Source organism: Alteromonas marina (assembly GCF_000808575.1).
Taxonomy (GTDB): Bacteria; Pseudomonadota; Gammaproteobacteria; order Enterobacterales; family Alteromonadaceae; genus Alteromonas; species Alteromonas marina_A.
Window position 1 is genome coordinate 351,019 of the sequence record NZ_JWLW01000023.1, and the last position, 14,672, is coordinate 365,690.

The 14,672-nt window shown below is 45.6% G+C and carries 13 protein-coding genes; 6 read left to right on the forward strand and 7 right to left on the reverse strand.

All coding sequences use genetic code 11. The features are described 5' to 3' along the window. Positions 1-159 precede the first annotated feature (159 nt). Positions 160-768, forward strand: coding sequence for a glutathione S-transferase family protein (locus RJ41_RS13815; protein WP_039221839.1), 609 nt, complete (start codon positions 160-162; stop codon positions 766-768). After that, positions 768-1,427, forward strand: a complete 660-nt coding sequence (locus tag RJ41_RS13820; protein WP_039221842.1) for a glutathione S-transferase family protein — start codon at positions 768-770, stop codon at positions 1,425-1,427. Before RJ41_RS13815 ends, RJ41_RS13820 begins: the two co-directional genes overlap by 1 nt. On the opposite strand, the gene RJ41_RS13825 is transcribed toward RJ41_RS13820, so the two are convergent. From RJ41_RS13825 to RJ41_RS13835, 3 genes are all read right to left on the reverse strand, one after another. Beyond that, a complete protein-coding gene (locus RJ41_RS13825; RefSeq protein WP_052235473.1) occupies positions 1,417-1,656 on the reverse strand; it encodes a hypothetical protein in 240 nt (79 codons plus the stop codon). The two genes, RJ41_RS13820 and RJ41_RS13825, sit on opposite strands and share 11 nt — an antisense overlap. Positions 1,657-1,747: 91 nt before the next feature. Beyond that, positions 1,748-2,668 carry a homocysteine S-methyltransferase family protein gene (locus tag RJ41_RS13830; protein WP_039221845.1) on the reverse strand — a complete coding sequence of 307 codons (921 nt, stop codon included), beginning with the start codon at positions 2,666-2,668 and terminating at the stop codon, positions 1,748-1,750. A 36-nt stretch (positions 2,669-2,704) separates the two neighbouring features. Continuing rightward, positions 2,705-3,877, reverse strand: a complete 1,173-nt coding sequence (locus RJ41_RS13835) for an ROK family transcriptional regulator (RefSeq protein ID WP_039221849.1) — start codon at positions 3,875-3,877, stop codon at positions 2,705-2,707. 285 nt (positions 3,878-4,162) lie between these two features. Here RJ41_RS13835 and RJ41_RS13840 point away from each other — a divergent pair, with 285 nt between their 5' ends. Further along, positions 4,163-5,131, forward strand: coding sequence for a carbohydrate kinase family protein (locus tag RJ41_RS13840; RefSeq protein ID WP_039221852.1), 969 nt, complete (start codon positions 4,163-4,165; stop codon positions 5,129-5,131). Positions 5,132-5,259: 128 nt separating this feature from the next. Here RJ41_RS13840 and efpL read toward each other — a convergent pair whose 3' ends face one another. From efpL to RJ41_RS13855, 3 genes are all read right to left on the reverse strand, one after another. Next, a complete protein-coding gene (gene efpL, locus RJ41_RS13845) occupies positions 5,260-5,835 on the reverse strand; it encodes an elongation factor P-like protein EfpL (RefSeq protein ID WP_025257482.1) in 576 nt (191 codons plus the stop codon). A gap of 101 nt (positions 5,836-5,936) precedes the next feature. Then, the gene (locus RJ41_RS13850; RefSeq protein WP_039221860.1) at positions 5,937-7,667 is read right to left on the reverse strand and encodes a cisplatin damage response ATP-dependent DNA ligase; all 1,731 of its coding nucleotides are present in this window, start codon (positions 7,665-7,667) and stop codon (positions 5,937-5,939) included. Continuing rightward, positions 7,667-8,683 carry a ligase-associated DNA damage response exonuclease gene (locus RJ41_RS13855; RefSeq protein WP_039221863.1) on the reverse strand — a complete coding sequence of 339 codons (1,017 nt, stop codon included), beginning with the start codon at positions 8,681-8,683 and terminating at the stop codon, positions 7,667-7,669. Before RJ41_RS13855 ends, RJ41_RS13850 begins: the two co-directional genes overlap by 1 nt. A gap of 244 nt (positions 8,684-8,927) precedes the next feature. Between RJ41_RS13855 and RJ41_RS13860 the strand changes: the two genes are divergently transcribed. Then, on the forward strand, positions 8,928-9,743 hold the full coding sequence (locus RJ41_RS13860; RefSeq protein ID WP_039221866.1) for a putative porin: 816 nt from the start codon (positions 8,928-8,930) through the stop codon (positions 9,741-9,743). Positions 9,744-9,789: 46 nt separating this feature from the next. Here RJ41_RS13860 and RJ41_RS13865 read toward each other — a convergent pair whose 3' ends face one another. Continuing rightward, complete coding sequence (locus RJ41_RS13865; protein WP_039221869.1) at positions 9,790-10,983, reverse strand: DUF418 domain-containing protein; 1,194 nt, start codon at positions 10,981-10,983, stop codon at positions 9,790-9,792. 223 nt (positions 10,984-11,206) lie between these two features. On the opposite strand from RJ41_RS13865, the gene RJ41_RS13870 reads away from it, so the two are divergent. After that, on the forward strand, positions 11,207-13,813 hold the full coding sequence (locus RJ41_RS13870; protein WP_039221872.1) for a ligase-associated DNA damage response DEXH box helicase: 2,607 nt from the start codon (positions 11,207-11,209) through the stop codon (positions 13,811-13,813). A gap of 40 nt (positions 13,814-13,853) precedes the next feature. Continuing rightward, positions 13,854-14,558, forward strand: coding sequence for a ligase-associated DNA damage response endonuclease PdeM (gene pdeM / locus RJ41_RS13875; RefSeq protein ID WP_039221875.1), 705 nt, complete (start codon positions 13,854-13,856; stop codon positions 14,556-14,558). Positions 14,559-14,672 lie beyond the last annotated feature (114 nt).

Genomic DNA, 14,672 nt, shown 5'->3' on the forward strand with positions numbered 1-14,672 from the left:
GCAACTGGTTAATTATCTGCGAAAAATACAGAGGTATAACCATAAAGGCGCTGAATAGTATGAGTCATATACAGAGTGATTTGAAAGCGTACTGCACAGTTACTAATCTTGGGTTATTACAATTCCTGACTAATCACCATAAGGCCCGTAATCATTATTATGAAAATCTACGAAACGAAGACTGCGCCCAACCCACGTCGAGTACGAATGTTTTTGGCTGAGAAGGGCATTGACGTTGACTACGTTCAGGTCGACATTCAAAAGGGTGAAAATCTAACTGCGGAAATGCGCGCGAAGAACCCGCTGGGAAAGATACCTATTTTAGAGCTTGATGACGGCACCTGTATTGCCGAAACCGATGCCATTTGTACGTATTTTGAAGCACTGCAGCCAGAGCCACCGCTAATGGGAACAACGCCCGTTGAAAAAGCGACTATTTCTATGTGGCAACGACAAGTAGAGTTCGCGTTTATGATGCAAATTGGTATGTGTTTTCAACATACTACAGGTTACTTTAAAGATCGTATGACGCCAGTTCCTGAATTTGGTAAGGAAGCGGGTATCAATGCGTCGAAATATTTGAACATTTTAGAGCGTCGACTTGGTGTTAAAGAGTTTATTGCTGGTGACACCTTTTCTATTGCTGATATAACCGCGTTATGCGCTATGGATTTCGCCCGTGTGGTAAAAATTCGTATGACTGACGAGCATGTCAATCTGGCGCGCTGGTATGAGGCGGTAAGTAACAGAGAGAGTGCAAGAGCCTAATGATAGATTTATATACCGCAGCCACACCGAACGGTTGGAAAGCGTCGGTAGCGCTTGAAGAAATGGGGCTTGAATACACCGCCCATGCCGTAAACCTGATGAAGGGAGAGCAGAAAACTCCTGAATTTTTGGCGATGAACCCCAATGGCCGTATTCCGGTAATTGTGGATAGAGAAGCCGAGGGTCACATCGTGTTTGAGTCTGGCGCTATCATGATTTATCTCGCAGAAAAAAGCGGTATGTTTTTACCCACCGACGCAAAGCGAAAAAGCCAGGTTTTACAGTGGGTCATGTTTCAGATGGGAGGCATAGGCCCAATGATGGGCCAAGCTAATGTGTTCCACCGCTACCTAGAAGAAAAAATTCCAGTGGCGATAGCACGTTATCAGAACGAAGTACGCCGCCTATTTACTGTGCTTGATGGGAGGCTAGAAAATCGAGAGTATTTGGTCGACGACTACAGTATTGCTGACATGGCGAACTGGTGTTGGGTGCGTACCTATGAATGGTCTGGTGTAAGCATAGAAGGGTTAGACAACTTAACCCGTTGGAAAAACAGTATTGAAGCGAGGCCAGCCGCACGGCGTGGAGTGGAAGTCCCTAATAAAATTGACAGAGAAGCACTGATCAAAGGGGCTAAAAATGTTGTTACGAAATAGCGCTTTTAACTGAGTCGACAAACCGATTTAGCCATCCCGATGCCATGCTAGGTTTGTAAACAAGTTCGAAGTGCTCCGTATGATAAAAGTTATAACCTAATACATCGACGCTAGTAAGGTTATGGCTTTTTGCTATGAAGTCAGGCACGTAGGCCAAGGCCAGTCCTTGTCGAACAATAGATATCAGCGTGCCAAAATCACTACATCGATAGCGAATTGAGCGGGGCACTTTGTCGTCTCTCCATCCATCAGAACCGATGCCGCGTTTTATTCCACAAAAGGGCGAAACACAGGACTTTGCGCTGTGAAGCTAGCCCCGTCTATTTAGTGCTTTTTTGACCAAAAACGTCGCTGATGGCTTTAATATGCTCAGGGCCGATACCACAGCAGCCCCCGATGATAGTTGCGCCAGCAGCTACCCAAGTCTTAACGTATTCAACATAGCGGGCGGGGGTTATATCGTCACGTATTTCGGAAAGTAGCGCGTTGGCCGCGTGTGTACGTTTTCTCTCAGAAAAGCTATTTGCATAAGCGCCAATATTAATCGAAGCATTTAAACTTCGCGTTATTGAAATAGCGTCTTCCATCTCTTCCGGCTGCGAGCAATTGAAAAGTACGCTCTGTACTTCGCTCAATATTGGCGCTATCTCACTTAGCGGCTCACCAGAGCGCAATGTCACAGGCTCGTTAGATGTTTCTCGATTACTAACGGAAAATGACAGCCATAAAGGCAGTGTAGAGTGCTGTTTTATAAGTGATACCACGGCTTCAGCTTCTTCTACCGAGCTTGCAGTTTCAATCAACCAAACATCAACGTAGGGCTCCTGGGCTTTAATAAGCGGGGTGAGAATGTCGGCTACACGGCTCGCATCAAATAAATCCGGGCGGTAAGAACCAAAAGCTGGAGGAACGCTACCCGCGACAAATCGCCTCTTGTCACCATCGCTCTTTAGTGCGTTTACTGCGCCTCGAGCGAGTTCGGCCGCATTCTGAGCGAGAGTAAAAGCCTGCTCCCTAAATGTATTTTCCCCAATATGAAAAGGTACAAGCGCATAGGCGTTAGTGGTAATAACGCAGGCACCAGCTTCAAGAAAACGTTTGTGCACATCACTTACTAATTCTGGTGTTTGCATTAGTGCCAGTGCTGACCACTCTGGCTGCTTAAAGGGCGCACCTGTCTTTTTCAGCTCTCGCCCCATGCCGCCATCTAAAATTAAAATGTCATGCATTCCTTCTTTCATACTGCCCAAAGCCAAACCTTTTGAGATGTGAGATGGTTAGTAATAATTTGCCTGAAGGGCTAGGTTTGCACTTCCAATGGATTGCGCTTTTCTGCCTACAAGACCTTCGCTTATGTGTACCTGAGCAAGGCCACGCATATCAAGCGTCTCCATCGCGCTTTGCGTATGCGCGACCAATGCGTTTTTGACATCATCAGGAATTGCGCCATCTATGATTACGCCGTCTAGGTCTAACAAGCTCATTGCACATTGAGTCGCAAAAGCCAATCCTCTGGCGGTTTCGCTCAACCAGTCTTCTATTGAGCGCGTGTCACAAGACCAGTGGGATGGCGATTCATAAATATGCTGACCGTTGTGCCCAGCGTCGTTTAGCTTTCTTTCCAGCAAATAAAGTGAAGACTGGGTTATTAGCTGGCTTTGTGTACTGCCATTGTAAAAGGGCAAAGAGCCAATGGCCCCAGCGTTGCCTGTTTTTCCATTAACTAACTGGTTATTGAGAACTAGGCCACCACCTAAGAATGTGCCAACAAAGATATAAAGAAAACTACTGTAGTTTTGGGGATTACCGAACGACATCTCTGCGCTGCACGCTGCTCCAGCGTCATTTTTTATAAAAACAGGCAGTGATAATAAATCTTCCAACGCGGCTTGTGGATTAAACTCTCTCCACTCTTCCAATTCATTTTTTGGGGCGCCGGCTTCTTCTGCCCAGCTCCAAATTTCGAAGGGCATAGCAACGCCTAAACCTCGGATCAGGCGCTGTTGGTCGGCATCCAAATTTTTAATTAATACGTTGAAAGCACGTTTTGCAAAGGTAAGCAGGTTGCTTACGGTCGGGTAGGCAAACTTCTCGTGAAGTGTTGCTCTTACATTGCCTTTTAAGTCGAGTAACGTCATATCGAAACTTCGTCGACCTACTTTCAGCCCTATACCAAACGCGCCGCTTTCATTTAGACCAAACGGCACCTTGGGCTGGCCTACACCGCCTTTGATTGGCTTTAGTCGCCTTACTAGGCCGTCAGCCTCTAGTTTTTTAATGATCACTGTCGCTGATTGTGCAGACAGCCCTGTTAATTGGGCTATTTCAGCTTTAGGTAATGAAGAACGTTGGCGAATTAGGGTAAGAATATCCCGTTCATTCGCTGAGCGGCTATCAAGCAATGTAGGTGCTTTCTGTGATGGTAGGTGAAAGGCCGATTCTTTATTCAATGTATTTACAATCTATCGTTTTAAGAAGCTAGAGTGTAATAACAACCTAGCCGTGTATCAAATTTAAGAAATGGTGTAGGTACTTGTTCCGACATAACTTTATTCGACAGTACTACGACAACCCTATCACACCCATTGATTTTTACGCAAAATGTTAAATCAATCAGGTTGATTTAATTTGTGCTTTCGACAATACTATGCCCCAATTAATTAACGATTCGTTAACCTTGTGCGAACTGTGCATAGGTAAGCTGCAATTTTTAAATTTTGTTAAGAGAGGCTGGTATGAAAATTTTGTGTTTAGGTGAAGTACTCATTGATATGTTAAGCCAAGGTGCTGCGCCCAAAGATGGTAACATACCGGCAATGAAGCCTTTTCAGCCTTATGCTGGCGGTGCACCTGCTAACGTAGCGGTTGCTGTTGCTCAGCTGGGTGGAGAGAGTGCAATGGTATCAAAGGTAGGTGACGATACCTTTGGCGCCTTTCTTAAAGAAATGCTTGAGCACTACAAAGTAAATACGGACTTTGTGTGGACTACACAGGAAGGTAATACGGCGCTGGCATTTGTGAACTTAGACGAAGACGGCGAGCGTTCGTTTGATTTTTATGTTGATAATGCCGCACATAAACATATTTCAGAGCAAGACTTGTCGACAATTGATTGCGACAAAAATACAGTGCTTCACTTCTGTTCAGGTTCAATTTCAGGCCCTGAACTTATTCCTGGCACCGAGTTTATTTTAAACAAGGCGAAGGAAAACGGCATGATGGTGTGTTTAGACATTAATTATCGCCCAGCATTTTGGGATGACACTGCAAATGCGCCGACACGTATTGATGAAGCAGCAAAGAAAGTTTCTATACTTAAGGCAAGCCGTGAAGAGTTAGCAGAGCTTTATGGCGAAGAAAATGCCGATACAAAAGTTCAGCAATGGCTTGATAGCGGCGTTAAAGTTGTATTGGTAACTGATGGTGGTGAGCCAATTCACTATATTACAAAGTCGTTTAGCGGCACGCTAGCGTCACCCAAAATGGATGTAAAAGACACGACTGCAGCAGGCGATTCATTTATCGGTGGGTTCCTTTACTTCCTTTCTACCAAAGTGAAGAGCACCGATGAGTTTGGTGCATGGGTAGAAAACTTTGAAAACGTTAGCGAAGCGACTGAATTTGCTATTCGTTGCGGAGCTTACACGGTCACGCAGTACGGTGCATTTAGTGCGCTGCCTACACAGGCTGATATCGCAAAGTAAAAGGCGTTGAACAACGTTTTCAAAACTGATTTCAAGGCAATTAAAAAAGGGTTCGATATGAACCCTTTTTTGCCACTTTAGAGCTTAACAAGCGTCGATGGCAGGTTAATTTAATAAGTTAACTCAGCTCAGTGCTTATCGGCTCTGCTTTGGAACTTACGTTCCTCGGTGTTGACCTTTATCCACTCGCCTGTACTGATGTATTCTGGCACCTGCACCACAAGCCCGGTTGAAAGCGTAGCGGGTTTAGTACGAGAAGTCGCCGATGCCCCTTTAATTGACGGGTCGGTCTCAACTACTTCAAGTTCTACGCTCATAGGCAAGTCCAGGGCAACAGGCACTTCGCTAACAATAACAACTTGAATGCCGTCAGTTTCCTCGTTAATGAACAAGGCTTCGTTTTCAATGCTTTCTTTGTTCAAGTGATAGGGGGTGTAGTCCTCCTTATCCATGAATACATATTCTTCGCCATCAATATACGAAAACATAGCAGGGCGACGAATTAAGTCAGCCATATCTAGGGTATCTGAGTCTTTAAACGTTTCATCGTATTTGGCACCTGTTACCACATCGTACATGCGCATACGATAGATGCTACCGCCTGCACGACCTTGAGGGACAGAGCGTTCAATGTCTCGCACTATGCAAGTTTTTCCGTCAAATACCACAGTGTTATTCTTTTTAATTTCACTAGCCTTAGGCATGGCGATTTCCTATTGTTTTATTTTCTTAAGGTGTAAACCTTATTTCTATCTCGCCCTATTCTCTGCGATTTTACACGACTAAGAAAGGATTTTTGATGGGCTTATCCTTCTATTAATGCTTTTACATTCGCTAACGTATCAGCTTCACTCGCGGGCTTGTCCCAACGAATTCTATGTATACGGGGAAAGCGCAGCGCGACCCCCGACTTGTGCCTAGATGAAGGGTGTACAGCGTCGAAAGCCACTTCAAGCACTAGCTCTTTTTTCACTTCTCTTACCGGGCCAAACCGTCCTACGGCATTGCGCCTTACCCAATTGTCCAGTTTTTTAAGCTCTTCATCGGTGAACCCAGAATATGCTTTTCCGATAGGCAGAAGCTGACTGTCCTCCCAAACGCCAAACGTGTAGTCAGAATAAAAGCTGGAGCGCTTACCGTGCCCGCGCTGCGCATACATCATTACCGCATCCACAACTAGCGGATCGCGCTTCCATTTAAACCACTGGCCTTTAGGCCTGCCAGGTACATAATGACTATCTAAGCGCTTTATCATCAGCCCTTCTACCGCACGATTTTGGCATACTTGGGTGTGAAGCTGGCGCAAAGTTTCGGGGGAGGTGGCATTGAGTGTTTCAGAAAGAAATAAACGGCTGTTATTCGTTTTGCTAAACCATTCTTCAAGGTAGTGGCGCCGCGCTTTTAGTGTTTTTTCTGTTAGATCTTCACCATTAAGCACTAAAGCATCGTAAACGATTAGTCCAACCGGGGCGGAAGACTGTAACGCTTTGCTCGGTTTCTTTTTATTAAGGCGCTGCTGGAGGGCATTAAAGGTATCCACATTAGGCTGTGTAGCAGATGAAGCTTGTTTACCGCTTTTATCACTACTCGTGCGTTGACTAGCTGCACTTTGGGCAGTCGATTCTTCAGATGGGTGAAAGCCAGGTTCTGCATTATGGATAACCAGTAGTTCTCCATCTAGCACCATATTGCCACTTATAGACTCAAGCAGATCAGGGAATGAGTGGCTAATATCATCGCCAGTGCGGGAGAAAAGGGCTTTTTGGGGCTTATCGCCATCGGCCCCACTACCGTTCTGAGCCTTATCGTTGATAGGGTTATTTGACTTAACAACAAGCTGCACACGAATGCCGTCATACTTGTTCTCAATTTGCCACGTGTTCTTGGTGAATGCCTTGATATCGCTATCTTCAATGGGGTGAGAAAGCATAACTGGATGAAAGGTGACGGCATTTTTAATATCAGGCTTGTCGACTTTTCCTTCTAGCCAACCAAGCATATCGACATAAGGCGGGGTAACCGCGTGCCAAAGTGTCTCAACTTCTTTAATGTCTTTATTGCCATAGTCGGCCAATATCTGTTTTATAGAGCGTGCCGAAACGCCTATACGCAGGCCTCTGGTGCCTAATTTTAGTAACGCCCAGCGTTGGGCAGGCGTCATTATCGTTAGGTAGTGAGCTAGTGTGGCAGAAACTTTCTGCTTACTTATAGACGTAAAGGTTTCTACCACCTCGGTAAGCGTGGGTAGTGAATCTGAAGGCTCGCTATATGGCCATAAATGAGCCACGGTTTCACTAACCTCACCCACATAGTCATAGCTCATAGCAAAAAGCGCAGGGTCGGTATGTTCGGAAATAAGCTTTTTTACCGTGTTTCGCTTAAAGAAGTCGAATCTTAATGTGCCTGCCATAGCAGCAATAGCCCATCCACGATCGGGGTCTGGCGCATTGGCAATGTAGTCGGCAATCAGCTGCGCCTTGGCTTTGTTTCCAGACGTGAAATACAGCTGTTCAAGTAAGTGACTGAATGCTTCCACTAGTCGCCTCCTTGCTCATCTTCATCATAACCAACTAGCGATAGCGCTCTGGCTTTATACCCCATTTTCTCTGCCTGATACATCAGCGCATCTTCTCTGCCATGAGTCACCCACACTTCTTTCGGGTTAACTTCTTCAATGGTTTGCAGCAATTCAGGCCAGTCGCAATGATCAGAGATAATAAGCGGTAGCTCGGCATTTTTTTGCTTAGCGCGAGCGCGAATTTGCATCCAGCCAGATGCTACAACAGGGCGTACATTAGGTAAGCTTCGCGACCACCTATCGGCAAGTGCAGAAGGGGGAGCAATGATTATCTCACCGGCTAACGTTTTTTTATCCGCGACCTCAGACACCGGAATTAACTCGCCTAAGTCTATTCCTAATTGCTTGTATAGATCGCACAATTTTAGCTGCGCACCGTGTAAGTAAATTGGCTTGGCGTAACCCGCCTCGCGCAGCGCCAATATCACCCGTTGACATTTGCCCAGCGCATAAGCGCCTACTAAATGGCATCGTTCTGGAAACACCCGTAACGAATGAAGGAGCTTTTCAATTTCATGTTCAATGGGCGGGTGCTTAAAGACAGGAAGCCCAAAGGTGGCTTCGGTAATCAATACATCGCATGGAACAACCTTAAACGGTGGGCATGTAGGATCGTGGCGACGTTTGTAGTCGCCTGAAACCACAACTCGGTAGCCTGCATATTCAATAAGAATTTGTGTAGACCCAAGAATATGGCCAGCAGGATAAAATGTGGCTCTTACATCGTTAAAATTGACGGCTTCACCCATTGCTACAGCGTGCTGGTGGATAGCCATATCTTCACCGTATCGGGTTTTCATAATTGCCAGTGTTTCTGAACTTGCGAATACACTGTGATGACCTGCCCGTGCATGGTCTGCGTGCCCGTGGGTGACAAGCGCGGTGGCGACTTCATTCATGGGGTCAATGTAAAACTCACCGGGTTCACAATACAAGCCAGTATCATCAGTTTTTAGCCATGTTGATGGGTGCACTAATTACCATACCTGCAAATTAGAGAATGCTTGTTACTACGTATTCACTCCCTTAAAACGACCACTTGAAGTATGCAAGACCAATAACTCAATATGTGTGCTGAACTAGTTGGCTTTACGAATTGTCACAAAATATGTCGATATGCTGTCAACTATTGCACTACACGACCTTTTAATTTAACTTAAACGCCTACTAGAAAAAGAGCTTTTTTTGGATGCTCACTATAAATAAGGATATTGCCTAATGCTGCGTTTGAGCGCTTGTTTACTAGCTGTTTCAACCCTTCCTGTGTTTGCCCAATCAACTGATATTCAGCATGAAATTGCGTTAGGATTTTCTGATGTACGTGATGCCGACGACAACTTTATTGGTGCAAGTTACCGCCACTATTTTGAATCAGTGAATATAGACCAGCAACCTTGGTCGATTAGCCCCTACCTTCAAAGAAAGAACAATGTTTCTGTGGATTATTTTGGTATAGATAACATCGACAGCGTAAATGTTCGAGGAGAATGGTTTTATTCAAATACACTGGTAATTCGAGGGCGTTACGGGCGTGTAACCAACGACAATAGATATTTTGACGAAACATTAAATCGCTATGCCGTAGAGGTATCTACGTTTGCGAACCAAAATTGGGAATACGGCGTCGGCGTAGAGTACTTTCATCTAAATGAAGAACTTTTCAGTTCCATTGATGTTGGCGTTAGCGAGGAGCGTTCAGATTCTGAATTTAGCTACAGTGCATTTGCTCGATATACAAGCTTTGGCCAGCGCGCTGGTAAGTTTTCTCCAGGCTGGGACACTAAATTGAAAGCGACACAGTTTGATGGCGAGTTCTCCATTGAGCTAGATACAGATTATTATTTCCGTCCTGATTGGAGCGTAGGCGTTACTTACATTCACGAGAGTAATGAGGTCATAGGCTCTGACAACGTGATTGAACTAGGCACACACTTCTGGTTCAACCCGCATTCATCTATCGAATTTGGCTTAGGCTATGATACCGACGAGAATCAGTTGGGCTCGGCTACGTTGTTAGGAACATTTAGATTCTAATACGCCACTCAAGTGGACGAGGGCCTTATTTTTCACAGGCCCTTTTTTATACTTCATCCATGTAGGTGAGCTGTTCTTTCTCATCATGTTTCAATTTTTGCTTTTTGTGAAAACTGCGCAAATACATTTTTCGCCATAGGGCTTCAAAGGGACCTTGGTTGAAGTGCTTAGTAATGGCGTTCGCCAAAATAACTTGTACTGCGGTGAAGGCAATGGTGACCAGAAGCAAATCAAGCAACGTCACGCTGTAAATAAAGTTTGGAAAATAAGCGGGCATGACGATGCGAAATAGCACAGCGAGTGCTATTGATTGGGTTAGGTAGAGCGTGAGTGCAACTTTGCCGCAGTTTATAAGCGACTGATACCACCACGCCGCAGTATGTCTTATATTTATCAATAGGTGAGCGTATACCAAAGCACAGAAAATGGCTGGAATGCTAGTGAACATGGGAATCACATCTAATGTTACCTGTTCGAATAAAAATTGCGGAAGTGCAGTAATGATGGATGTGACGATAGCAACCAATACTAACTTCTTAAATAGTAGTGACGAGAAGCCGTGATTGAAAAAGCCTGCCCTGTACAAGTAAGCGCCAAACATCATAAGCCCCATAGACTGCCACAGCATAGTGAATGGCGCGACAATAACCGTAGACAGCATAAACGATGCTTGAATACCAAGCTGCGTTAAGTAGCCGCTTTGCCACAAGGCCACTTCTTCGTTAAATGTTTCACTGGGTCGTGTTGCCAGTTCAGCCCCCATGTCGAACACAAACGCCATGACGAGCCCACCAACTAACATAATTGCGCTTCCCACAATAAGGTAATGAATACTTTTCTTTTTGAGTTCATCTTGAGGGAGCGTGAAGTGTTTTAAAATAAAAAATGCGCACAGGCTGTAATACAGCAAGATGTCGCCGCTGAAAATAAATACGCCATGCAGTAGCCCAAGTACAAACAGCCACTTAAGTCTGGCTTGTGAGAAATCTAGGAAATGTTGTCCGCGCTTTTCACAGGCCTCAAATTGAATTGCCAGACCTGCACCAAACAACAAGCAGAACAGAGAGCGAAATCGTCCATCCAAAAACAGCGTATTAAAAAGTGAAATAACCGTGTCTGATAATAGCGGCTCTTCAAAAAATGCATAGTTAGCGTAACCGTTTTGGTGAAACGTAATGTTCATGAATAAGATGCCAAGAATGGCTAAACCTCTAACGGCGTCTATTGAATGAATTCGCATGTACGGTCCTTGTAAGAAAATCGCTAATTCGTGAAACATAAGAAGGTCAAAAACTCTGCGCTGAAGTTTACGCTAAGAAAATGCATAAGGTCGAAGTGAAAAATGTATCTAAACATTAAACGCGCTGAGGATGATTACATTGTGCATCTATCGTAAGGCGTGACAAGTAAACCTAACCAAGGTTTTGCCGTATAAGTGCTAAAAGTATTAACAAGAACCATCAATGACTTCACTTCCTTCAGTCTTTGCCCATTGGTTTGAACAAAAAGGCTGGCAACTACGCGATTATCAACACACCATGCTGGTGGAGAAAGACCAGCATGACTGTACATTATTGATTGCGCCAACCGGCGCTGGCAAAACCCTGTCGGGCTTTTTACCTAGCCTAGTCGAACTTGCAGAGACATTTGGTATGAGCGAGCTTGCTGAGGCATTCGGTACGAGTGAACTTGATGAGATTTCGGAAAACCAGGAGCTTGTTAAGAAGACCGGAACCAGTGAACAAGCAGAAATAAAAGCAATAAACAAACAGGCAACAAAAGGAAAAGAAAAGGATGGGTTCAACGGCCTACATACCCTTTACATATCGCCGCTGAAAGCACTCACGCAAGATATTCATCGAAATTTGTTACAGCCCATTGAAGAAATGGCGCTGCCGATAACGGTAGAAACACGCACAGGCGATACGCCCTCACACAAGCGCCAGCGTCAACGGAAAAAGCCGCCAAACATCCTGCTTACCACACCAGAGTCGCTCATGCTGATGTTGAGCTACGCCGATGCAGATAAGCTTTTTGGCAAGCTTAAACGCGTGATCATCGACGAAACACACAGTTTAATGGCCAACAAGCGCGGAGACTTTCTTTCACTCGCCCTCGCGCGGTTAAGCGTTCTATCACCGCATTGTAAGCGTATTGGCTTATCAGCCACCGTCGCTTTTCCCGAAACGCTAGGTGCGTGGCTGGCTGGCAGTGACGGTGTAGCTAATATTGTAAAAGTGAAAGCGGGTGAAAAACCTAAGGTGGAAATGCTGCACTCTAAAGCGCGCATGCCTTTTGGCGGTTTTATGGCGCGCTACGCCATCGACGATATTTACCAGGCCATTGAAAACGCCAAAACCACGCTGGTGTTTGTGAATACGCGAGCTCAATCAGAGCTGTTATTTCAAATGTTGTGGGAGGCAAACAAGGCTGCGCTACCCATTGCCCTTTATCACGGCAGCTTGAGCAAAGAGCAGCGTCGTAAGACCGAAGCCATGATGGCAAGCGGCATGCTGCGGGCAATTGTATGTACGTCGGCCTTGGAATTAGGTATTGACTGGGGGGACGTGGATAAGGTTATTCAAGTTGGCGCACCAAAAGGCGTGAGCCGACTACTACAGCGTATAGGCCGGGCAAATCACAGGCTTGACGAGCCGAGCGAAGCGTTACTCGTACCGGCAAACCGCTTCGAAGCGCTGGAATGCCAGGCGGCGATCACCGCTATTGAAAAAGGGGAGCTAGACGGGGAAAGTCCACAGCCAGGGGCACTGGACATTGTCCCGCAATTTATATTGAACTGCTTGTGTAGTAGGGCTGATAACCCAGATACCTTGTATAAAGAGATACTTACCGCCACGCCATACCAAGGGCTCGATAGAGATGATTTCGACAAACTATGGCAATTTACCCAAGACGGCGGCAGTGCGCTTAATGCGTATGAAAGATATCAGCGGCTGACGAAAAACGACGATGGCACTTACTCGCCAGCGAATCGGCGGGTTATTCAAAGGCACAGACAAAACATAGGCACCATCGTTGAGGCAGGGCGTTTAAAGGTAAAACGCATTCGTAGGGGAAATCAGGGCAAGATCATTGGTGAGGTTGAAGAGTATTTCGCCCAGCAGCTAACGCCTGGAGATACCTTCTACTTTGCCGGAGAAGTGCTGCGTTTCGAGGCAATTCGCGACATGCAGCTGCATGCCAAGCCTGCAAAAGCCAAAGAGCCGAAAATACCAAGCTACGCGGGTGGCCAAATGCCGCTATCTACCTATTTGGCAGAAGGGGTACGTGCAATTTTGGCTACTCAGAAATCATGGAGAGCACTGCCTGCACAGGTACAAGAGTGGCTTAAACTTCAACAGTCGTTTTCCAAATTGCCTAGTCCTGACAGCGTGCTTGTAGAACAATTTCCGTTTAGACAAGCGCACTATACCTTGTACTACACCTTCGACGGACGCAAAGCGAACCAAACCTTAGGTATGTTGCTAACGCGACGAATGGAGAAAATGGGCATTAAGCCTTTAAGCTTCAGCGTGACCGATTACGGATTATCGGTAGCATCAGTAAACGCCATCACACAAGGGCAGCTCCAGCAGCTATTCCAGCCAGATATTTTAGGGGACGAGTTAGAAGACTGGATGTTGCAGGCACCTATGCTTAAGCGCTCGTTCAGGCAAGTGGCGGTGGTGAGTGGTCTCACTGAACAGCGCTATCACGCCAGCCAAAAAACCATGAAGCAGGTCACATTTTCTACGGATCTTATTTACGATACGTTGCGTGAACACGACCGCGACCATATCTTACTTAAAGTAGCACGGGCAGATGCAGAGCGTGAGCTACTTGATTTACGACGACTGGCTAATTTACTTATTCGCTATGTAGATTCAGCGACATTAGTGAATCTTGAAAAGCCGTCGCCCATGGCCATTCCTATAGTACTGGATGTGCGTAGTGAACAAGTGAAAGGCGCTGGCGCACAAGCTATTATTGAACAAGCTAATTTATACGCCGAAGCTGAAACTATGTTAGATGAAGTGCGCGCATTGTTATCGGGCTCATCTGTTGAGTAAAGTTAGATAGAAGTAAAAACGAAAAGAATAAGAGGATAATTTGGCAATAACTGACGCGTGGCTAACCGAAAAAGTAAGCCGGCGCCACATCACAATTACAAAATATGCAGACTACTTGTGGCTGTTAGACGCGCGCGGTGTGGCGTACTTACCCGCATGCGATTGGCTTATAGTGTCTGATCTCCACTTAGAAAAAGGCAGTTATTTACGCAGTTATGCGAACCCGTTACCGAGTTTAGATTCCACCGCTACGTTAACGCGATTAGAAAGTATCATCGATGATTACAAGCCACTGCGAGTAATCAGCTTAGGTGACAGCTTTCACGATAAACACAGCATGTCGCGCATGACCTTTGATGACCGTCAGCACTTGTGCAGATTAGTTGATAGTGTGAACGAGTGGATGTGGGTAGAAGGTAATCATGACCCAGATTTACCCGACGGCATACCGGGTACGCCGTGTTTTGAAGTAGTGCTAGATAATATGGTATTCAGACACGAAGTAGAAACAAGTGAAACTCGTGCTCAGGTTATTGGCCATTATCACCCCAAAAAGCGCACAACCATTACTCGCCGCCGTTACTCAGGAAAATGCTTTACTAACAACGAAAATGTATTTGTGATGCCAGCCTTTGGTCAGTTCACTGGTGGGCTGGATATAGATGAAGAGGTAATGCTAACGCTTCTGCCCAAACGCTCACGACAGGTATTCATGCTCTACGACAACATTATATTTAAAGTATGAACCACCAAAATGGGGTCAGAGTACATTTCCAACTCAAAAAAGGGGTCAGAGTACATTTTGTGACTTAAATTTGTCTTGGAAAATGTACTCTGACCCTGAGGTATCCCCACAAAT

Excerpts from the sequence above, each read along its gene's own strand:
- RJ41_RS13870 (WP_039221872.1), top strand. The coding sequence starts at position 11,207 with ATGACTTCACTTCCTTCAGTCTTTGCCCATTGGTTTGAACAAAAAGGC.
- RJ41_RS13830 (WP_039221845.1), bottom strand. The coding sequence starts at position 2,668 with ATGAAAGAAGGAATGCATGACATTTTAATTTTAGATGGCGGCATGGGG.
- RJ41_RS13865 (WP_039221869.1), bottom strand. The coding sequence starts at position 10,983 with ATGCGAATTCATTCAATAGACGCCGTTAGAGGTTTAGCCATTCTTGGC.
- RJ41_RS13820 (WP_039221842.1), top strand. The coding sequence starts at position 768 with ATGATAGATTTATATACCGCAGCCACACCGAACGGTTGGAAAGCGTCG.
- RJ41_RS13840 (WP_039221852.1), top strand. The coding sequence starts at position 4,163 with ATGAAAATTTTGTGTTTAGGTGAAGTACTCATTGATATGTTAAGCCAA.
- RJ41_RS13815 (WP_039221839.1), top strand. The coding sequence starts at position 160 with ATGAAAATCTACGAAACGAAGACTGCGCCCAACCCACGTCGAGTACGA.
- RJ41_RS13860 (WP_039221866.1), top strand. The coding sequence starts at position 8,928 with ATGCTGCGTTTGAGCGCTTGTTTACTAGCTGTTTCAACCCTTCCTGTG.
- efpL (WP_025257482.1), bottom strand. The coding sequence starts at position 5,835 with ATGCCTAAGGCTAGTGAAATTAAAAAGAATAACACTGTGGTATTTGAC.